This window comes from Ruegeria sp. CDSA020 (assembly GCF_059612345.1).
Map to the genome: position 1 here is coordinate 188,464 of NZ_JBXWQK010000001.1, position 18,783 is coordinate 207,246.

Sequence of the window (18,783 nt, forward strand, 5' to 3'; positions counted from 1 at the left end):
TATCCGTCGATCACAGGAGACATGCTATGCCTGCGCCTAATGCTATCACACCGAAACAACTGTTACGTCTGATCGGAACGCCTCGGGCGCCTGTTCTGGTGGATATCTGCACCGATGCCGATTTTGAAATGGATCCCTTTCTGATACCGGGCTCGGTTCGTCATCCGGCGAAGGATCTGGATGGGCTGAAGGGGCTCATCGCTAACCGCCCCAGCATCATCATTTGCCAAAAGGGCAAAAAGCTGAGTCAGGCCGTTGTTTCCTGGCTGAGGAGTGAAGGCGTGGCCGCTGAGTATCTGGAAGGCGGCATATACGCATGGCGCGAAACACCCGATGCTCCGCGCATCCCATTTGCAGATATACCAGCGTCTCCTTCACTCTGGGTAACGCGCCATCGGCCTAAGATTGATCGCATCGCTTGCCCCTGGTTGATCCGCCGGTTCATCGACCCCAACGCACGTTTTCTGTTTGTTGCCCCATCCGAAGTGGCAAAGGTATCCGAAGTCTTTAACGCCACCCCGTTCGATGTTGAGGGCGTCCGCTGGAGCCATCGTGGCGATAACTGCACATTTGATGCTTTGGTAAAAGATTTCCAGCTTGCTACGCCCGCAATGAACAGGCTTGCGACAGTTGTCCGGGCCGCGGATACGAACAGGCATGATCTGGCGCCCGAAGCAGCCGGGCTTCTTGCGGTTTCGGTGGGGCTATCGCGCCTATATAAAGACGACCATCAGGCCATCGAGGCCGGGATGCATCTGTACGATGCCTTGTATCTCTGGGCCCGCGACGGGTTTGACGAGAAACATGATTGGCCGGCAGTCGAGAAATGAGCACACCAACATATCCTGAACTCATCCGAGTGTTCGGCCGCATTGGATTGCTGTCCTTCGGCGGACCCGCAGCTCAGATTTCATTGATGCATCAGGAACTCGTCGAAAAGCGCCCCTGGCTGGATGAGGAAACCTATCTTCGGGCGCTGTCGCTGTGCATGTTGCTGCCCGGCCCCGAGGCGATGCAGCTTGCAACCTATTCCGGCTGGCGTCTGCGCGGCGTCTCGGGCGGTATGATCGCAGGCAGCCTGTTTGTTCTGCCCGGTGCGATCATTATCTCAGCATTGGTGGCACTATACGCGGCCTATGGCGCGCTTCCTCTGGTGCAGGCCGCGTTTCTCGGCGTCAAAGCTACGGTGATCATCATCGTGCTACAGGCCCTGCGAAACCTGTCCCGCAAAGCGCTGTCGGACGTCTCACATCGTGCGATCTCGGGCCTCGCGTTTCTGGCAATCTTTCTGTTCGACCTCCCCTTCCCAGCGATCATAGTGGCGGCAGCCCTTTGGGGGTATCTGAGCTTCAACGGCGTCGCCGCCCGACCGGTCGACACCCCCACCCCGCGCCTAAGCGAAGTGCTGCGGAACGCGTCGATCTGGTTGGTTCTGTGGCTTGGCCCGTTGTGGCTGTTAAGTCTTTCTGGTCAGAAACTTCTCAGCGATCTTGGCTGGTTCTTTGCCCGCCTCGCAGTTGTGACATTTGGCGGAGCCTACGCTGTTCTAGCTTACATGACGCAGACCGTTGTGGATCAGTATAACTGGATATCCACAGATCAGATGATCGACGCGCTTGGTCTGGCGGAAACGACACCGGGGCCTTTGATTTTGGTAACACAATTTGTCGCTATGCTGACCGGTCAGATCTCGGGCGGATCGATGCTGGCCATCGCCGCAGGTATCGTTGCACTTTGGGCAACATTCGTTCCCTGCTTTCTGTGGATATTCCTCACAGCCCCCTATCTTGACCACATCGCTGCGCGGCCCCGGTTATCGGCGGCCCTGCAAGGTATTACCTCTGCTGTAGTTGGGGTGATTCTCAACCTATCCGTGTGGTTTGCCCTGAATGTGCTGTTTTCAGAACTGCCAAATAAAACCTTTGGACCAATCAGCCTGCCCTGGCCTGAATTGACCTCATTGGATGTGAAAGCCGCTGTGCTGACTGTCTTCGCCGGAGCGTTGATTTTTAAACTTAAATTCGGCATGGCGCTTACGCTAATGGTTATGCTAGCTGCTGGCACCGGCCTGTTTTTTCTCTGAACAGTCAGCGTGTAACCGGCCTTTCGTTTCCAAAGGAATCCCTTATGCTGAGGGAAGCCACTTTTGAGGATGACACATGTCGCAAGACATCGACTATGGGAACCTGATGCACACCGCCATGCGCGGGTTGATCAAGACGGTTCTGACCAGCGTTTCAGAAAATGGCCTGCCGGGTGCGCACCACTTTTTCATTACGTTTGATACCAGGTGTGACGGCGTGGAAATTGCCGACTGGCTGCATGATCGTTATCCGGAAGAGATGACTGTCGTGATGCAGCATTGGTTCGAAAATCTTGAGGTCGGCGAAAGCGGATTTGCCATCACGCTCAACTTTGGCGACGCGCCGGAACCTTTGTACATCCCCTATGCCTCGATCAAAACATTTGTCGACCCCTCTGTGGAATTTGGCCTGCGTTTTGAAAGCCCGGATGAAGAGGATGACTTTGATCCGATGGACGATGAGATAATCGAGGTCGAAGAAGAACCGCAACAGCATGACGCTGATGTCGTGTCGCTGGACAGCTTCAGAAAATAGTATATGCGCTGGAAAGCCTCGCGGTTTGCGGGGCTTACTCTTTCGTCAGGAACGTCTCTACGGAACGTGATTTGGTACCGTTGCGGAAACGGGAAAATGACAGGTTCAGACCGCCTTCTGCCAGCGTTCTGTCATATTGCTGCAGCTCATAGCCGCCATTTTCTGCAATGAACAACGAAAACACGGTCAGAGTTTGACCCTCAATCCGGCCCCAGACGAACGGTTCCCCCTGCATCGGGTCAAGCGGAACTTCATGGCCGAATACATTGCGCTTCATGGCCGCGGAAAAGATGTCCGATCTGTCCGAGGTCTGAAAATCAATCGAGAATGCCTGTTCCTTGACGCGGCCATTCAGTTTGTAAGTTGTCGTCTTCCAACTAACATTGAACCCGTTCTTCAATTCCTGGATTGACACACTCATATCACGAGGTGTTTCGGTCCCGTTTGCATCGACAACATTGGCAGACCCAACGTAGCTGCCAACAAAGGGCTCAATATCTGCCGCATGAAGCGGATTTACCACCAAGGAGGCCCACAAAACGGTGGCAAAGGAATAGATAATGAATTTCAGGCAAGTGGTCGGGTGATTCAGACGCATTGCGGCCTCCGGCGTGCTCTGACTCTATAGTAGCTCACCCACCGGCGCGTACAATGGCGGTGATGGCGATTGCGACGAGAAAAATGACGCAGCTCTGCGCCTATACCTTTGTCAGGCATAAGTTTATGGTGCGCGCAACTGGCCGATTGCACCGCGACGCTGCTGACTGTAATTGGCATGCAATGGTATACATGACGGAGTGACCGATGTCTCAAACCCGCACCGAATCCGACAGCTTTGGCCCGCTGGAGGTTCCCGCAGACAAATATTGGGGTGCACAGACCCAGCGTTCGATTATGAACTTCCCGATCGGATGGGAAAAACAGCCTGTGGCCATCGTGCGGGCATTGGGTGTGATCAAAAAAGCCTGCGCCATGCAGAACAAGTCGACCGGGAAACTGGACGCGCGGATTGCGGATGCGGTGATTCAGGCCGCGGGTGAGGTTTTTGAAGGTAAGTTCGATGACAACTTTCCGCTGGTCGTCTGGCAAACAGGATCCGGCACCCAGTCGAACATGAACTCGAACGAGGTTATTGCGAACCGGGCTATCGAAATCCTGGGTGGTACAATCGGCACAAAAGACCCGGTTCATCCAAACGATCATTGCAACATGGGCCAGTCCTCCAACGACACGTTCCCGACGGCCATGCATATCGCCACGGGTATGAGCGTTCGGGACGTTCTGCTGCCGGGTCTGGAAAAGCTGGCCTCGGGGCTGGAGCAGAAGGCCGAAGAATTCAAAGACATCATCAAGATCGGCCGGACCCATACGCAGGATGCCACGCCGCTGACACTGGGTCAGGAATTTGGCGGCTACGCCCATCAAATTCGTCAGGGTATCGCACGGGTCAACGCCGCGATGCCGGGAATTTACGAGCTTGCCCAAGGCGGAACCGCTGTTGGCACTGGCCTGAACACCCAAACCGGTTGGAGCGAGGCGGTCGCTGCGAACATGGCGGATATCACCGGCCTGCCCTTTGTGACCGCTCCGAACAAATTCGAGGCGCTGGCCGCCCATGATGCGATGGTTTTCCTGTCAGGCGCATTGGCCACCATCGCTGGTAGCTGCTATAAAATTGCAAATGATATCAGGCTGTTGGGATCTGGACCGCGTTCCGGTCTGGGCGAATTGATCCTGCCAGAGAATGAGCCCGGATCGTCCATCATGCCAGGCAAGGTAAACCCAACACAAGCCGAAGCCCTGACACAGGTCGCAGCACACGTCATGGGCAACGATGCCGCCATAAAATTCGCCGGCAGCCAGGGGCATTTCGAACTGAACGTCTATAACCCTATGATGTCCTACAATCTTTTGCAGTCGATCCAGTTGCTTGGTGATGCCACAGACAGCTTTACCCAGCGGATGTTGCTAGGCATTCAGGCCAACGAACCACGCATCGAAAAGCTGATGAAGGAATCGCTGATGCTGGTCACCGCGCTGGCGCCAACCATTGGGTACGACAACGCAACGACTGTTGCCAAGACCGCGCATAAAAACGGCACCACCCTTAAGGAAGAGGCCATCGCGCTTGGCTTTGTCGACGCCGAAACCTTTGACGCGGTTGTGCGCCCCGAACAAATGATTGGACCCAAGGACTGATGGCAAAGCCGGTCAATCTGAACCGGTACAGAAAAGACAAGGCGCGGGCCGAGAAAAAGGCCCGCGCCGACCAGAACGCTGTGTCATTTGGGCGCAACAAAGCCGAGAAAGACGCAAGTAAAAAACATCTGGAAAAGTCGCGGCGCGACTTGGATGGGCACGAGATCGACAAATGAGTGGACGTCCCATCAAACGCTCATTGACGCTTAAAGGTCATCGAACCTCGGTATCTCTTGAGGACGAGTTTTGGAAAGCCTTTCGTGCCATTGCGGCTGATAAAGATATGGCAATCAACGCCTTAGCTGCGGAAATTGATTTTAACCGCGACCCTGAGGTCGGATTGGCTTCGGCAATACGCGTTTATATTCTGAACTGGTATCGCGGCTGACTTTCCGTTCTTGATTTGACCTCTGAAAAACGCCTATGCTCATACCAGAACAAAAGGGGTACATCGCGATGAGCAAGACAATTACCGGCCCAGACGGTCAACCGCGTTGTGCATGGTGTCAGTCTGCGCCAGAGTTTTTCGACTATCACGACATTGAATGGGGCTATCCGGTCAGCGACGATCAGCGTTTGTTTGAGAAGCTGTGCCTTGAAAGCTTTCAGTCCGGCCTCAGCTGGCGCACCATTCTTTCCAAACGCGAGAACTTTCGAAAAGCATTTAAACATTTTGATTACAACGCAATAGCGAAATTTGATGAGGCAGATGTCACCCGTCTTTTGCTGGATGCAGGCATTGTCAGGCACCGCGGAAAGATCGAAGCAGTCATCAACAACGCCCGGCGTGCCCAGGAGCTGGTGGCAGCTGAGGGGTCGATTGCAGCTTATGTCTGGCGCTATGAGGCCAGTTCACCGCCAGCGCCACAAACAGCCTCAACTTCGGCTGAATCTATTGCCATGTCCAAAGACCTTAAAAAGCGGGGATGGAAGTTTGTGGGCCCGACCACGGTTTTTGCATTCATGCAGGCCATGGGTCTTGTAAACGATCATGCGACCGAGTGCTCTATGCGGGAAAAAGCGGCACAGATGCGCCGCGATTTCACTAAACCGGAATAGCGCAGCTTAGGCAGAGGCGCGAGAAATCTTATCGATATTGCTGCCGAGGGCCGTATTGAATTCGGCATCTGACTGCTTTTTCGACAGTCCTTCGGTCAGCGCACGAGAGAAAGACGCAATCATCTTGCTATTCTGCGCCAGCAGATCACAGGCTTGTTCGGTCGAATATCCGCCGGACAGGGCTACGACCCGCAAAACTCTGGGGTGGTCAGCCAGATCGTCATACAGATTAGCCTGGCTGGGGATGGTAAGCTTAAGCATGACATCCTGACCATCATCCAACTGATCTAGGTTCTGCAAGATTTCCGATTTTAGAATTGCTTCGGCTTCGGCTTTGGTGGTCGAGTTGATGTTCACCTCGGGCTCGACAATCGGAACCAACCCGGCGGCAACGACTTCACGCGCCACATCGAACTGCTGCGCGACAACGTTTGCGATGCCTTTGGCGTTGGCCTCATGGATCACGGAACGTTCCTTAGTGCCGAAAACGCCTTCGGCTTTAGCCAAAGTATCGGCCAAACCGGGGATCGGTTTCATGACCTGAACGCCATCGGCCTCATCCTCGAGGCCCTTGTCGATCTTCAGAAACGGAACAATGCCTTTTACGTTCCAAAGAAAATCTGCGACTTTACGGCCATCAATCTCTTCACTGAGCGTGCGTTCGAACAGGATCGCGCCGATGACTTTGTCGTTTGTGAAGCCATCCGCCAGAATGATACGCGCGCGCATCTTCTGGATTTCGCCGAACATCTCTGCGTCCGAGTCGTATTCTGACGCGTCTACCCCATAAAGCGCCAGCGCCTTGGGGGTCGAGCCGCCACTTTGGTCCAGTGCAGCAATAAAACCGGCACCGTTGGACATCTGCTCGCGCTGTTGTGTTTTGGACATATGACTTTCCCGTTCGAAATGATTCCGCGTTTTTCAACCGCATACAGCATGGAGCATGCCGATGGTAGTTTGTTAGCGCTCAACCAGGCGCAACCAAATTCCATCTTTGGATCTGACGGTCAGATGAGCCACCGGAACCGGCTCTGGCGTGTCCGAGATTTCGAACCTGAACTTCCGCAGTAGTGACGACAGCAATACCGGACCTTCGACCATTGCAAATCCGGCACCGATGCAAATGCGCGACCCGGCCGAGAATGGGATGAAAGCCTCTCTGGGACAACTTTCCTCATTGCCCTTAGCCCAGCGGGACGGGTCGAACCCGTCGGGGTCTGCCCACAGACGTTCGTGCCGATGCAGGTGCCATGGGCTGATGACTATCTGCGAGCCCGGTTTAATAGCCCGGCCCCTGAAGTTTTGGCGGCATGTGGCCTCTCGCACCATCATCGGGACCGGAGGGTACAGGCGCAGCGTTTCCCGAAACACATCGCGGCTGAGCTTCAACAGCGATACGGAGGTAAAATCGGACAGGTCCAAACCTTGCGCCTCGGCCGCCAGCCTGTCCTGCCAATCCGGGTGGGTCGCCAAAAGGTACAATGCCCAAGCCAACGCAGAAGCGCTGGTCTCGTGGCCTGCCAGAAAGAAGATCGCCACCTGATCAACCATCTCCTGCGTGTCAAAACACTTGCCGGTCTTGGGATCAGCCGTTGTCATGATCTTTGTCGCCAGATCATGCGGCGCCTGCCCGGCCTCAATCATCCTCGCGCGTTGAACGGTCATTTCGGTGATCAGCGTCCTGATTTCACGCGCGGTCTTGCGAGTTTTTCTGGAATGTAGCCGCGGCATCCATTTGGGCAGAGGCAGAAACGCCGCCAAATTCAATAGCGGTTGCTCTCTTTGATAGGTCCGGAATTTCTCAAAAACCTGAGACGCAACGCGGTCTTCAATCGGTACAGAAAAAAGCGTTCGAAAGATCACATCCGCGGCGACGTGACTGGTGACCTCTTCGCACTCGATGACAGAACCGGCCTGCCCGCGCAAACGCGCGACGCAGGCCTCTGCCGCCTGGACCATGGCCGGATAGGTATCTTTCAGGCGCCCGCCCTCAAACGCCGGGTCGATAACCCGACGCTGGCGTTTCCAGTTTTCACCATTGGTCAGAAAGACCGAATTCCCCAGCAACGGCCGCAGACCCTCGCCAATACGGTCTGATTTCGGAAAATCATCGGGGCGTTTTTTCAGAACGGTTTCAACAAGTTCTGGTTGGTTCGTCAGATATGATCGAAAGAACGGCGTCTTAAACTCGGCCATCCATGCGCGGTACAATCGCTGCGGCTGTGCCGAGAGGATGTCCTTGCGAAACAACCTGAAATAGCGCCACAGCGAAACCCTGTCTGGCCGCGATGTGGGCTTTGGCGGGGTCATGCTTGCACCGAAACATACTTGGATACAGATCGCACAATCCGTGATCCCGAGGGTTTACGCCCTGCGAACCGATGCCCAAGCGACAGAGACCCGGCAGTCACGCGGAAATAATCGTACCTGTCCGGGTGATCAAAGGCGCAGAGATATTGGAAATGCAGTCTGAAAAACCGCCACCTCAGGGCGCGCCACCGTTCTGCTGACAGCGTTTGCGTAAACGCAGCAGATAGCACCAAAGGCCAGCGCTGATCGGCATCCGCGACCCCGCTTACAGCGACAGGATCACACAGAGCGAATGCGCAGCCGTCCCCGGGTGCAGAAATGTCGACCCAAGCCAAGTCTTCGCGTTTCGAAAGAAACCTCAGGTCCGCGCGCAGATCATATGCGTTGGGCAGGAACGAGACCATGGGAACCACCTGCCCCAATGTCAGAAAGGACAGCTCAGGCCCGTCTGTGCCCACCCGTCCGGATCGAATCAGATCGGCCAGAACCGTGACACCCAGATGTGCGCCGGAACTGTGGCCGACGATCAGAACCTCATCCGTCTCATCGGTAAGAGCTGCGGCAATCGCATTTGTGAACTCCGCTAGGCGTCCGGCCAATTCAGGAGGTGTTTTACCGCCTGAAGCCGCTGAATAGGCATAATCGTGCATCAGGTAATAGACGAACAGCCTGTTGTCGATTTTCCGGAACCACAGCATCAGCACATAGGCAACACCAATAGACAGAACCAACGCCACCAAAGACAGGACCGGCGCAAGCAGAACTGTCAGCCCGATGACCACAGCCATTGCGACCAAAAGCTGTGCGATCAGCATCACGATCGGATAAAGCGCGGCAATCACCGGACCTTTGCGCAATCGCATCAGGCGCCATAACACGCCGGTCGAGATATAGATCCATGCCGTACGCAGCATCTGCAGATAGGTGGCCGCAATCGAGTTCGACATGCTGGAGCGTACGATGTCGGACCAGACCAGCACCTCGACATCTGTGTGAACTTCAGCCCCGTTCTGAACCGAATGGACGTGCCATCCATACAAGCCCTCTCCGGTTTTGGGCGAGACCGAGATTTCATACCCTGAAATAGCCGCCTGTCTTGCGCTTTCACTGCGGTAAAGCTCGCGATAGCGCCGTGGGGGGATCGGGTCATATCCGGGAATATAGAATACCCTACGCCGTTTCACCCGAGGCTGATTTGTCTGACTGCTCATGGTCTTACCTTCTGCGACGCAGGTTAGCGCAGCATTACAGCCAAAGTAAGTCAGATAAGAGGGTTACCCAAAGTTTGCCAGCGCGGGGAAGGCTTCCAACAGCCACCAACTGAACTCAGTGAACAGGCCGGTGATCAGCATGATACCAACAAACAGCAACAGGCCACCCATGATCCTCTCGATCAGTGCCATATGGGGCTTTATTCGGTTCATCACCGACATGGATCGGTTCAGGAACATTGCAGCGAGCAGGAAAGGTATGCCAAGACCCGCTGCATAGACGCCCAGCAACAATGTCCCACGTGCGACGGATGCCTCGGAGGCAGCCAGCGAGAGGATCGCACCCAGTTGCGGGCCGATACAGGGCGTCCAGCCAAAGGCGAACGCCAGACCCAGAATATAGGCCCCAAAGACAGACCCGCCGTTGTCGCCGGCTTCGATCCGGGCCTCACGGTCAAGGAATGGGATGCGGAAAACGTTCAGGAAATGCAGGCCAAAGACTATGACAACCGCGCCCGAAATCTTGGCGAACAGCACCTGGTTCTGCAGCACGAACGCCCCAAACGCAGAGGCTGTGAAGCCAAGCAACAGAAACACCGTGGACAGCCCCATAACAAAGAACAGCGCCGAAAGTGTCGCCTTTCTGCGTGCACGGGCCTCATCCTGCATCTCGTTGATCGTGACGCCACTCATATAGGCGAGATAGGGCGGCACAATCGGCAGCACGCAGGGCGATAAAAAGCTGATCAACCCACCGAGCAATGCGATGAACATGGCGGGCAACAGCCCTGCGTCAATGATATCAATTCCGAACATGTTTCAGCACATATGTCATGAAGTCGCCCGCGTCACGGGGCCATTCGGTCACATCCTCGTGGTTGCACGCTGGACACCGTCTGAAAGTGGAAATATCTCAGGTACATGTCAAACCAAACCGAGACACTGGACGCGTTGGGGCTGCTGTGCCCTCTGCCCGTCCTGAAGGCCCGTAAACGGCTCAAGTCAATGCCCGCGGGAGCGGTCTTGAAAGTGCTGGCGGATGATCCCGCTGCAGTCATTGATGTTCCACATTTCTGCACGGAAAGTGGACATCGCTTGCTGTCACAGGAAGATTCTGACGGGCATCAGGTCTACACCATCCAGAAGTCCGTTTGAGACCTATCAAATAAAAAGGCGGGCTCTGAGGCCCGCCTTTTCAAGTTACTGGCCCAACGACCACCAACCGCGCCGTTTTGGCTTGGCAGGCTCCGATGGCGTTTCCGGTTCATCCGCAACCACTTCCAGCACAGGCTCTGTGACTTCTACTGTTGGTTCCTCAGTGGCTTCAACCGCAACAACCTCTTGAACAGGCTCTGCCGCTTCCGGCGTTTCTTCTGTCGGCACGGCAGTTTCCGAAACCGTTTCCTGTTTCGGTGCTGCTTCGGCTTCGACAGTTTCGATTTCTGCCGGAGCTTCCGTTTCAGCTTCGACCTTGGCCTCTGGTTCAGCTTTGACGACCTGTTCGGTTATCGTCTCGGCATCTTCGGCGTCCTTCTTCTTGCGACGCGGAGCCCGGCGGCGTTTAGGCTTGGCAGGCGCTTCTTCCTGCGTCTCTTCCACCGCTACTACGGCATCTGTTGCAGGTTCTTCCACAGCTTCCTCGGACGCTTCAGCTGTATCTTCATCAGCCTCTTGCCCGTTAGAATCCTGCCCCTCGGCACCACCATTGCCCTTCTTGCGACGACGCCGACGGCGCTTGCGCTTGGGTTTGGTTTCATCTTCAGCCTGCGGCGTTTCTTCTTCGACGGTCTCTTCTTCAGAGGCGTCGACCATTTCCATCAGCGTGGCATCAACCGATACAACCGGCGCACTGGCTTCTGGAACAATCCGGCTGGCGGTCTTGAACTTCTCCATCGAGAAATCAGGGCTTACCAGATGCACATCCCCTTCGATGCGAACCGACAGACCATAGCGCGCCTCAATCTGTGCGATATGCTCGCGCTTTTGGTTCATCAGGAAGTTGGCGATGCTGACCGGGCAGCGCACCAGCACCTCGCGTGAGCGACGGCGCGTGCCTTCTTCCTCGATCTGGCGCAGAATGCTCAGCGCCATGTTGTCATCCGAACGGATCAGGCCGGTGCCATGGCAGGCCGGACAAGGCTGTGTCGTTGCCTCCAACATACCGGGACGCAGGCGCTGTCGGCTCATTTCCATCAGACCAAAACCAGATATGCGACCAACCTGGATGCGCGCACGGTCTGTTTTCAGTTTTTCTTTCAGGCGTTTTTCGACAGCGGCGTTGTTCTTCCGCTCGTCCATATCGATAAAGTCGATGACGATCAGACCGGCCAGATCACGCAGGCGCAACTGGCGAGCCACCTCTTCGGCGGCCTCAAGGTTGGTCTTCAGTGCCGTTTCCTCGATCGAACCTTCTTTGGTTGCCCGACCCGAGTTCACATCGACCGCGACAAGCGCTTCGGTTACGCCGATCACGATATAGCCACCCGATCTCAGCTGTACTGTCGGGTTGAACATCCCCGCCAGATAGCTTTCCACCTGATAGCGCGCGAACAATGGCAGCGCGTCTTCGTACCGCTGCACATTCTTGGCGTGCGACGGCATGATCATTTTCATGAAGTCCTTGGCGATGCGATATCCGCCCTCGCCTTCGACCAGAACCTCGTCGATGTCGCGATTATAGAGATCGCGGATCGACCGTTTGATCAGGTCGCCTTCTTCATAGATCTTCGCAGGCGCGATGGATTTCAACGTCAGCTCGCGGATCTGTTCCCACATACGTTGCAGATATTCGTAATCGCGCTTGATTTCGGATTTGGTGCGTTTCGCCCCGGCGGTCCGAATGATAAGACCGGCCCCTGTCGGAACGTCAATCTCAGCCGCAATTTCCTTAAGCTTTTTGCGATCAGGCGCGTTGGTAATCTTACGGCTGATGCCGCCGCCCCGCGCGGTGTTCGGCATCAAAACACAATATCGGCCAGCAAGTGACAAATAAGTGGTCAGAGCTGCACCTTTGTTGCCACGCTCTTCCTTGACGACCTGCACAAGCAGAACCTGGCGTACTTTGACGACTTCTTGAATCTTGTACCGGCGCGCGCGCGGTTTGCGCGGTGGACGGATGTCTTCGCTGTCATCTTCGTCGGCAACCGACTCAATAGTCTCGTCTTTTGCGGTGGCGTCCGTACGGGTGTTTTCTTCTTCGTCGTCGCCAACCTCGTCAGAGGCGTCCTCGGCGTTGGCTTCAGCGCTTGTCGCGTCATCCGCGTCCGTCTCAGTCGCGGAGCTTTCCTGCGCCCCGGCCTCTTCGTCCGTGCCGACTTGATCAGCGCTGGCATCCGATTGGACGATTTCATCCGCAGGCGCGTCTTCAGTTTCTGCGGTTGCTTCTTCCGCCTCCGGTTCCTCCGTCGGCTCTTCTACCGGAGTTTCTGCCACATGATCGGCCGGAGATGTTCCTTCTTCTACAGAAGGATCATTGGCCTCATCGCTCTCATCCAGGTCAATCGTTTCCATGCCTGTGGGTTCGGACGAGACCTCGACCGATTCCACTGCATCATCCGATTTGATATCGGCGGCCTTGGCGCGCGAGCGCGAACGGCGTCTTTTGGGCTTGGTTTCCTCAGCCTCATCACGCGCACGCATTGCCTCGGCATAGGCGCGCTCTTCTTCCATCAGAGCTTCGCGATCAGCGACGGGAATCTGATAATAGTCGGGATGAATTTCGGAGAAAGCCAGGAATCCGTGGCGATTTCCGCCATAGTCAACAAAAGCTGCCTGCAGCGAGGGTTCGACCCGTGTAACTTTTGCTAGATATATGTTGCCAGCAAGCTGACGTTTGTTTTCGGATTCAAAATCAAATTCCTCGACCTTGTTTCCGTCAACCACCACGACGCGGGTTTCTTCCGCGTGGGTGGCATCGATAAGCATTTTCTTAGCCATGTTTCCTTGGTGCACCGCGCCAAACGCGTTGTCCTAACCCGTCCAGGAGGACAGGTGCTTTTGGGGTGGTGTCTTGTCAGGGCGATTTCAGACGGCGCGCTGCAGGGTCTGGCACTGTGGCCCCCTGCCCGTACACTCAGTCGTTGCGCGCGCGTCATCGCGGTTCTTCTCCGACAGGCGCGAACGACCGCTGCCTGCCCATTTATTCCTTTCGCCCGCTTTTCTGCGGGCTCAGGCGTTCAATCACCCCGGTAAGGGGCACAATCGGTCTGCTTGGCCAGTGTGGGACCTGGTCTCCACCAGTGGCGTAGCAGCGAATCTCAAAGATCGGGACTTTTCGGCGTCAAATCCGCCCGGCCCGTCTGGTTACAATAAAAGCAGTCCTGTGGAAAAGACAATGGGCAAACTGCATTGAAGACCCCGACCACCGGTCGGGATCTCGTTATCCAGCTAAAAACATTACTTGGTATCACCCAAAGGGCGACAAAGGCATCGCCTCAAGCCGGTCACAGGTAATCGGAACGTTGCAGGCCATATTTGGCCATCTTCTCATTCAATGTCCGACGCGGCAGGCATAGTTCATCCATAACCGAGGCAATCGACCCCTTATGCCGCCGCATGGTATTGTCGATCAGCATCCGCTCGAATGCCTCGACATATTCCTTGAGCGGCTTGCCTTCGGTTGTCATCACGGGCTGCATTTCTTCGTGATCAGACATCAACAGGGACGCGATCGTCCCCGATCCGCGACGGGATTGCAGCACGGCACGTTCCGCGATGTTTATCAGCTGCCGTACGTTTCCGGGCCACGGCGCTTGCAAAAGCTGAGCCGCCTCTTGCGCACTGACCTGAGGTGCATCGCAGCCGTATTCTTCGGCGAATTGCTCGCTCAGCCGTGTGAACAGGGTCAGAATGTCTTCGCCGCGCTGACGCAGCGGCGGCATTGTGATCCGCAACGCTGCAAGCCTATAGAACAGATCAGGGCGCAGAACGTCCTCGCTGGTTTTCCCAGCTTCCTGCAGGTTGGAAATGGCGACGATGCGGGTTTCAGCAGGCGTGCCCTGATCGTTCATGACACTCAGCAGTTTCGCCTGAAGCGTATCGCTGAGCGCCTCGACATCCTCCAGAACAAGAGTTCCACCCCGGGCTTCCTCAATCGCGGGCAACTGGCTGTCTTCTGGCATCATCGGGCCGAACAGACGCTTTCCCAAGGCCTCTTCTTCGAGGGCAGCACAGGAAACTAGAACAAATTTTTTGCCTGCGCGACTGCCAACAGCGTGCAACGCATGTGCAACCAGGGTTTTCCCGGTGCCGGTTTCTCCGTCGATCAGAACATGACCGTCAGCCTGCCCCAGATCCAGAATATCCTCGCGCAAGCGCTCCATCACGGGGCTGGCACCGATGAGTTTGTTCATGATCTGAGTGCCACCGGACAGCTCGCGGCGCAGGGCCCGATTGTCCAGCGTCAACCGGCGGGCATTGCTGGCACGTTTGGCCAGTTCGGACATCCGATCCGGGTTAAACGGCTTTTCGAGGAAATCAAACGCACCCACGCGCATGGCCTCAACCGCCATTGGCACGTCACCGTGGCCGGTAATCATGATGACCGGCAAGGTGCTGTCCGCGCCCATCAGCTTTTTCAACAGCTGGATCCCGTCCATACCAGGCATCTTGATGTCCGATATGACGATACCCGGATAATCCGGACCCAGAACTTTCAGTGCATCCTCGGCACTGGAAAAGGTTTCAGTGTCATATCCCGACAGTGCCAGCCATTGGCTGATCGACTGGCGCATGTCCTGTTCGTCATCAACAATGGCGATTTTCATGGCCTGTGCCATATTCATTCCTCGTTATTCAGCGGCCTCAAGGCCATCGCTTCCAAGTATCGGCAGTTGCATCTCAAACACCGCGCCACCGTGCTGGCTGTTGCGCGCGGTCAGCCGTCCCCCATGGTCGTTCACGATACCGGATGAGATGGCAAGCCCCAGACCGACTCCATCGCCGGGTTGTTTGGTCGTGTAGAACGGTTCAAACAGGTTTTCGATGTCTTCAATCCCATAGCCATTATCGCGTACAGTCAGCACCGCCTGGTCACCCGCGGCCAGTATGATTTCAACATCCGGTTCCGATACAGACTTGGTGGCGTCCAAGGCATTACGCAAGAGGTTCACCATAACCTGTTCGATCCGCATGCGGTCGCCCATGACTAGTACGGTTTCTTCCGGCAGTATCTGCGTAATCTTGACGTGCCTCTGACGCAGTTGCGGCTCCATCATTGACAGCGACGAAGCCAGCGCTTCGCCAAGGTTAACTGGTGAAAACGCATCCGCACCCTTGCGGGCGTAGGACTTGAGCTGGCGTGTTATTGCGCCCATCCGTTCAATCAGGCCGTCGATGCGGCCAAAGCTGGCCAGCGCCTCTTCGGGGCGGTTCCGCCGCAGCAGCAATCGCGCGCCGGCAAGATAGGTCTTCATTGCAGCCAAAGGTTGATTCAGCTCGTGGCTGACGGCCGCAGACATCTCGCCCAGGGCCGCGAGTTTCGAGCTTTGGGCCAGCGTCTGCTCGGCTACTTCCAGCGTCTTTTCAACCCGTTCCCTCTCAGCGATTTCCCGCTGTAGCCTTGCGTTCAATGCGCGAAGCTCTGCCGACTCGCGCTGGAACAAGGCCATTCTGAACGTGGCCCTACGGCTGAGCGCATAGAAGGCAAGCGCCAACAGAATCGCAAAACCCATGATTTCCAATGCAAGAACGCTGTTTACCTTCTCACGGATCGAGGCGTAGGTCGTGAACGAGGTCATGGTCCAGCCGCGGAATGGAATGCGTGTCTCCATGCGGATCACCGCCTCGCCCTGTAAATAGGCGTCGGGGGGCAGAGCCGTCCAATCGGTCGTGGCCCTGATAGCGCGCTGGATGGCACTTTGCGGCGGCTGCCGCAGCATGGCAGCCCCCTCCTCTACTCCGCGCCATTGCGGTTCGGTTGACAGAATAATGGTGCCCGTACTGTCAGCGACCAGAACAGCATCGGAGATACCTGCCCAGGCGCGCTCAAATTTTTGCAGATCAACCTCGACGACTATGACCCCAAGGATGTCCGACGAGGCCTCCATCCGGCGCGAATAGATAAAGCTGTAACCACCGGATTCCTTTTCAATCACGGTGAAGATGGTCGAGTTTGACCGAATGGAATCTACAAAATACGGCGCGTTCCGGTGCGTCTCGCCCAAACGATTGCGATCGGTTGCGGCCACAGACCGGCCATCCCGATCCAACAGCATCAATGACGCGGCGCCGATTTCCTCGACGAAGGAAATAAGCCGCTGCGTAGACAGGGTAAAATCACTGGATTGCAGCGCCGAGATCAGCGTCGGGTCGCGTGCCAATAGCTGCGGTACAATCGCATTTCTGCGCAGCTCGCTCAGCAGGTTCCCGGAATACAGAGCAAGGCGCAGCTCGGCCCGGTTTCGCGTGGATTCAGTAAACCGATCCGTCAGCAGACTGTTGGTTATCCATATCGTCGCAACCGTTGCCAGCAAAAGCACCAGAACAGCCGCGCGCAAAGGCCAGCCAAGAGGCGCAGCGCGGAGCGGTTTGAACAGTGCAGACCAGGTAGAGCGTGTGTCGGAACTCATCCCCGAAAGTTACGCGGGCTAAGATGCAAGCTCAAGTCACGCAGGTGCGACAATGCCCGACAATGCGCGAAACAATGCCGTTCCATCGGTGCCACCATGCCCTTCGTCTGCCGCTCGTTCGGGATGCGGCATCATACCAAGAACACGGCGGTTTTCAGACAGAATGCCCGCAATGTCGCCAACCGAGCCGTTCGGATTCTCGGTATAGGTGAATGCGATCCGGTCGTGATCCCTGAGCGCGGACAATGTAGCCTCATCCGCGAAATAGTTTCCATCATGATGCGCGATCGGAATGCCGATCACATCGCCAGCGTTATAGCCTTGGGTAAAGGCACTGTCGCTGGTTGCGACCTTCAGGCCTACGGTACGACAGATATATTTCAGGTTCGCATTGCGCAGCAGAGCGCCGGGCAGAATGCCCGTTTCTGTCAGGATCTGAAAACCGTTACAGATACCAACGGCGTATCCGCCACGCTCGGTGTGGTCGACCACGGCCTTGCAGATCGGGGATTGTGCGGCAATCGCTCCGCAGCGCAGGTAGTCTCCATAAGAAAACCCGCCGGGGACACCGACAATGTCCAAGCCCTTGGGCAGAGCGGCATCTTTATGCCAGACCATGTCTACCTGGAATCCGGCCTGTTCAAAGGCAACGGCAAGATCCCGATCACAGTTGGAACCGGGGAAAACGATGACAGCTGCGCGCATGGCTAGCCCTCCTGCAAGCGGTTCAGACCAGTTCGATCTCGTAGCGTTCGATGACCGTGTTAGCCAACAGTTTTTCGCACATCTCGGTGACGTCCGATTCCGTCGCACCCTCGGCGAGTTCAAGATCAATCACCTTGCCCTGACGGACGCCTTCGACCTGATCAAAACCCATGGCACCCAATGCGTGGCGCACCGCTTCACCCTGCGGGTCAAGTACCCCGGTTTTCAGCATCACATGCACACGTGCTTTCATTTACTGCAACTCCAGCTGAGGGCCGGTAATTGAGGCCCGTTCCGTTGTGCGCGGGGATAGCGCGACTGTCGGCGTTCGACAACCCTTGTCAGCACCTACCCGGAACCCTTTAGAGCGGGATAATGCGTATCTATTGCGTTGAAGGTCCCTGTCAAAACCATTTCAACCGCTACGGCAACCAAAATGATGGCCATAACACGGGTGATCACATTGATCATTGTCGGCCCAAAGAACCTAGAAATAGGGTCAGCGAATAACAATCCCAGCCCGACAATAGCGCAGGCAATCAAAACGGCCGCCCCCAAAGTTACTACCTCGGCGCCGTCGGGCAAACTATGCGCGAACACAATGGTTGTCGCGATAGTGCCGGGCCCAATCGTCAACGGGATAGCCAGGGGAACAACCGCAATGTTCTTCTTCTGCGCGCCATCCTTAACGGCTTTCTGATCGCTTTCTGACCGGTCAGACGCGTTCAGCATCGACATGCCGACCCCAAGAATGATCAACCCACCAGCGATGCGAAAAGACGGAATGTCGATACCGAAAAGCGCCAGAATTTCTTCGCCGATCAGTACCGAAATCAGTGATACAATCACCACCGTGGCTGTCACAACCATTGCAACGCGTTTACGTTCTGGCGGGCTGTACCCCTCGGTCATGCTGAGGAAAATCGGGATGCCGTATAGCGGGTTGAAAATCGCCAGCAGCGCAGCGAGGAACTTTAAAAATACTGCCTGATCAAATAGCTCGGCCATTTTTGTTCACCCGATTACGCTTGTTCAACAGACAATGCCGGACAAGCTGCGGCCCTGTCAAATACCCGATCTCAATTAAAAAACGCCGCCCGGTATTGGCGGCGT

At 55.9% G+C, this 18,783-nt stretch carries 19 protein-coding genes; 8 read left to right on the top strand and 11 right to left on the bottom strand.

Annotation, left to right across the window (positions count from 1 at the left end; all coding sequences use genetic code 11):
- The first annotated feature begins 26 nt into the window (after positions 1 to 26).
- The 3 genes from AC2FJW_RS00990 to AC2FJW_RS01000 all read left to right on the top strand — a co-directional run bounded on the left by AC2FJW_RS00990 (position 27) and on the right by AC2FJW_RS01000 (position 2,618).
- The gene (locus tag AC2FJW_RS00990) at positions 27 to 830 is read left to right on the top strand and encodes a chromate resistance protein ChrB domain-containing protein (RefSeq protein ID WP_496708427.1); all 804 of its coding nucleotides are present in this window, start codon (positions 27 to 29) and stop codon (positions 828 to 830) included.
- Positions 827 to 2,083: a chromate efflux transporter gene (gene chrA / locus AC2FJW_RS00995; protein WP_496748979.1), complete on the top strand. Its 1,257-nt coding sequence runs from the start codon at positions 827 to 829 to the stop codon at positions 2,081 to 2,083. Before AC2FJW_RS00990 ends, chrA begins: the two co-directional genes overlap by 4 nt.
- 76 nt (positions 2,084 to 2,159) lie before the next feature.
- Positions 2,160 to 2,618 carry an SspB family protein gene (locus AC2FJW_RS01000; protein ID WP_281972137.1) on the top strand — a complete coding sequence of 153 codons (459 nt, stop codon included), beginning with the start codon at positions 2,160 to 2,162 and terminating at the stop codon, positions 2,616 to 2,618.
- 34 nt (positions 2,619 to 2,652) lie between these two features.
- Here AC2FJW_RS01000 and AC2FJW_RS01005 read toward each other — a convergent pair whose 3' ends face one another.
- Positions 2,653 to 3,216: a hypothetical protein gene (locus AC2FJW_RS01005; RefSeq protein ID WP_271947005.1), complete on the bottom strand. Its 564-nt coding sequence runs from the start codon at positions 3,214 to 3,216 to the stop codon at positions 2,653 to 2,655.
- 206 nt (positions 3,217 to 3,422) lie between these two features.
- Here AC2FJW_RS01005 and fumC point away from each other — a divergent pair, with 206 nt between their 5' ends.
- From fumC to AC2FJW_RS01025, 4 genes are all read left to right on the top strand, one after another.
- Positions 3,423 to 4,817, top strand: coding sequence for a class II fumarate hydratase (fumC, locus tag AC2FJW_RS01010; RefSeq protein WP_496695378.1), 1,395 nt, complete (start codon positions 3,423 to 3,425; stop codon positions 4,815 to 4,817).
- Complete coding sequence (locus tag AC2FJW_RS01015) at positions 4,817 to 4,993, top strand: DUF4169 family protein (protein WP_142633944.1); 177 nt, start codon at positions 4,817 to 4,819, stop codon at positions 4,991 to 4,993. The genes fumC and AC2FJW_RS01015 overlap by 1 nt, the downstream gene beginning before the upstream one ends.
- Positions 4,990 to 5,205 carry a ribbon-helix-helix domain-containing protein gene (locus tag AC2FJW_RS01020; RefSeq protein ID WP_271947000.1) on the top strand — a complete coding sequence of 72 codons (216 nt, stop codon included), beginning with the start codon at positions 4,990 to 4,992 and terminating at the stop codon, positions 5,203 to 5,205. The genes AC2FJW_RS01015 and AC2FJW_RS01020 overlap by 4 nt, the downstream gene beginning before the upstream one ends.
- Before the next feature lie 68 nt (positions 5,206 to 5,273).
- Complete coding sequence (locus AC2FJW_RS01025; protein WP_496748980.1) at positions 5,274 to 5,876, top strand: DNA-3-methyladenine glycosylase I; 603 nt, start codon at positions 5,274 to 5,276, stop codon at positions 5,874 to 5,876.
- Positions 5,877 to 5,882: 6 nt separating this feature from the next.
- On the opposite strand, the gene AC2FJW_RS01030 is transcribed toward AC2FJW_RS01025, so the two are convergent.
- From AC2FJW_RS01030 to AC2FJW_RS01045, 4 genes are all read right to left on the bottom strand, one after another.
- Positions 5,883 to 6,764: a fructose bisphosphate aldolase gene (locus tag AC2FJW_RS01030; RefSeq protein ID WP_271946996.1), complete on the bottom strand. Its 882-nt coding sequence runs from the start codon at positions 6,762 to 6,764 to the stop codon at positions 5,883 to 5,885.
- A 72-nt stretch (positions 6,765 to 6,836) separates the two neighbouring features.
- On the bottom strand, positions 6,837 to 8,186 hold the full coding sequence (locus AC2FJW_RS01035; RefSeq protein WP_496748981.1) for a cytochrome P450: 1,350 nt from the start codon (positions 8,184 to 8,186) through the stop codon (positions 6,837 to 6,839).
- A complete protein-coding gene (locus AC2FJW_RS01040) occupies positions 8,183 to 9,397 on the bottom strand; it encodes a hypothetical protein (RefSeq protein WP_496748982.1) in 1,215 nt (404 codons plus the stop codon). Before AC2FJW_RS01040 ends, AC2FJW_RS01035 begins: the two co-directional genes overlap by 4 nt.
- A 63-nt stretch (positions 9,398 to 9,460) precedes the next feature.
- A complete protein-coding gene (locus tag AC2FJW_RS01045; RefSeq protein ID WP_496691280.1) occupies positions 9,461 to 10,213 on the bottom strand; it encodes a cytochrome c biogenesis CcdA family protein in 753 nt (250 codons plus the stop codon).
- 105 nt (positions 10,214 to 10,318) lie between these two features.
- Between AC2FJW_RS01045 and AC2FJW_RS01050 the strand changes: the two genes are divergently transcribed.
- A complete protein-coding gene (locus AC2FJW_RS01050; RefSeq protein ID WP_496691281.1) occupies positions 10,319 to 10,552 on the top strand; it encodes a sulfurtransferase TusA family protein in 234 nt (77 codons plus the stop codon).
- A gap of 45 nt (positions 10,553 to 10,597) precedes the next feature.
- Here AC2FJW_RS01050 and AC2FJW_RS01055 read toward each other — a convergent pair whose 3' ends face one another.
- The 6 genes from AC2FJW_RS01055 to AC2FJW_RS01080 form a co-directional block, all read right to left on the bottom strand.
- Positions 10,598 to 13,333: an Rne/Rng family ribonuclease gene (locus AC2FJW_RS01055; RefSeq protein ID WP_496748983.1), complete on the bottom strand. Its 2,736-nt coding sequence runs from the start codon at positions 13,331 to 13,333 to the stop codon at positions 10,598 to 10,600.
- Positions 13,334 to 13,839: 506 nt separating this feature from the next.
- Positions 13,840 to 15,174, bottom strand: a complete 1,335-nt coding sequence (locus tag AC2FJW_RS01060; protein WP_142633961.1) for a sigma-54-dependent transcriptional regulator — start codon at positions 15,172 to 15,174, stop codon at positions 13,840 to 13,842.
- 12 nt (positions 15,175 to 15,186) lie between these two features.
- Positions 15,187 to 16,965 carry a sensor histidine kinase gene (locus AC2FJW_RS01065; RefSeq protein WP_496691283.1) on the bottom strand — a complete coding sequence of 593 codons (1,779 nt, stop codon included), beginning with the start codon at positions 16,963 to 16,965 and terminating at the stop codon, positions 15,187 to 15,189.
- A 36-nt stretch (positions 16,966 to 17,001) separates the two neighbouring features.
- Positions 17,002 to 17,670, bottom strand: coding sequence for a phosphoribosylformylglycinamidine synthase subunit PurQ (purQ, locus tag AC2FJW_RS01070; RefSeq protein ID WP_496748984.1), 669 nt, complete (start codon positions 17,668 to 17,670; stop codon positions 17,002 to 17,004).
- 22 nt (positions 17,671 to 17,692) lie between these two features.
- Positions 17,693 to 17,923 (bottom strand): phosphoribosylformylglycinamidine synthase subunit PurS, encoded by a 231-nt coding sequence (gene purS, locus AC2FJW_RS01075; RefSeq protein WP_142633967.1) that lies wholly within the window; start codon positions 17,921 to 17,923, stop codon positions 17,693 to 17,695.
- A 95-nt stretch (positions 17,924 to 18,018) separates the two neighbouring features.
- Positions 18,019 to 18,678: a MarC family protein gene (locus AC2FJW_RS01080; protein ID WP_271946972.1), complete on the bottom strand. Its 660-nt coding sequence runs from the start codon at positions 18,676 to 18,678 to the stop codon at positions 18,019 to 18,021.
- Positions 18,679 to 18,783 lie beyond the last annotated feature (105 nt).

Bases quoted from the DNA above. Each gene is read 5' to 3' on its own strand.
- AC2FJW_RS01025 (WP_496748980.1), top strand. From the start codon at position 5,274: ATGAGCAAGACAATTACCGGCCCAGACGGTCAACCGCGTTGTGCATGG.
- AC2FJW_RS01035 (WP_496748981.1), bottom strand. From the start codon at position 8,186: ATGACCCCGCCAAAGCCCACATCGCGGCCAGACAGGGTTTCGCTGTGG.
- AC2FJW_RS01045 (WP_496691280.1), bottom strand. From the start codon at position 10,213: ATGTTCGGAATTGATATCATTGACGCAGGGCTGTTGCCCGCCATGTTC.
- AC2FJW_RS01055 (WP_496748983.1), bottom strand. From the start codon at position 13,333: ATGGCTAAGAAAATGCTTATCGATGCCACCCACGCGGAAGAAACCCGC.
- AC2FJW_RS01030 (WP_271946996.1), bottom strand. From the start codon at position 6,764: ATGTCCAAAACACAACAGCGCGAGCAGATGTCCAACGGTGCCGGTTTT.
- fumC (WP_496695378.1), top strand. From the start codon at position 3,423: ATGTCTCAAACCCGCACCGAATCCGACAGCTTTGGCCCGCTGGAGGTT.
- chrA (WP_496748979.1), top strand. From the start codon at position 827: ATGAGCACACCAACATATCCTGAACTCATCCGAGTGTTCGGCCGCATT.
- AC2FJW_RS01040 (WP_496748982.1), bottom strand. From the start codon at position 9,397: ATGAGCAGTCAGACAAATCAGCCTCGGGTGAAACGGCGTAGGGTATTC.
- AC2FJW_RS01080 (WP_271946972.1), bottom strand. From the start codon at position 18,678: ATGGCCGAGCTATTTGATCAGGCAGTATTTTTAAAGTTCCTCGCTGCG.
- purQ (WP_496748984.1), bottom strand. From the start codon at position 17,670: ATGCGCGCAGCTGTCATCGTTTTCCCCGGTTCCAACTGTGATCGGGAT.
- AC2FJW_RS01015 (WP_142633944.1), top strand. From the start codon at position 4,817: ATGGCAAAGCCGGTCAATCTGAACCGGTACAGAAAAGACAAGGCGCGG.
- AC2FJW_RS01050 (WP_496691281.1), top strand. From the start codon at position 10,319: ATGTCAAACCAAACCGAGACACTGGACGCGTTGGGGCTGCTGTGCCCT.
- AC2FJW_RS00990 (WP_496708427.1), top strand. From the start codon at position 27: ATGCCTGCGCCTAATGCTATCACACCGAAACAACTGTTACGTCTGATC.
- AC2FJW_RS01060 (WP_142633961.1), bottom strand. From the start codon at position 15,174: ATGGCACAGGCCATGAAAATCGCCATTGTTGATGACGAACAGGACATG.
- AC2FJW_RS01020 (WP_271947000.1), top strand. From the start codon at position 4,990: ATGAGTGGACGTCCCATCAAACGCTCATTGACGCTTAAAGGTCATCGA.
- AC2FJW_RS01005 (WP_271947005.1), bottom strand. From the start codon at position 3,216: ATGCGTCTGAATCACCCGACCACTTGCCTGAAATTCATTATCTATTCC.
- AC2FJW_RS01065 (WP_496691283.1), bottom strand. From the start codon at position 16,965: ATGAGTTCCGACACACGCTCTACCTGGTCTGCACTGTTCAAACCGCTC.
- purS (WP_142633967.1), bottom strand. From the start codon at position 17,923: ATGAAAGCACGTGTGCATGTGATGCTGAAAACCGGGGTACTTGACCCG.
- AC2FJW_RS01000 (WP_281972137.1), top strand. From the start codon at position 2,160: ATGTCGCAAGACATCGACTATGGGAACCTGATGCACACCGCCATGCGC.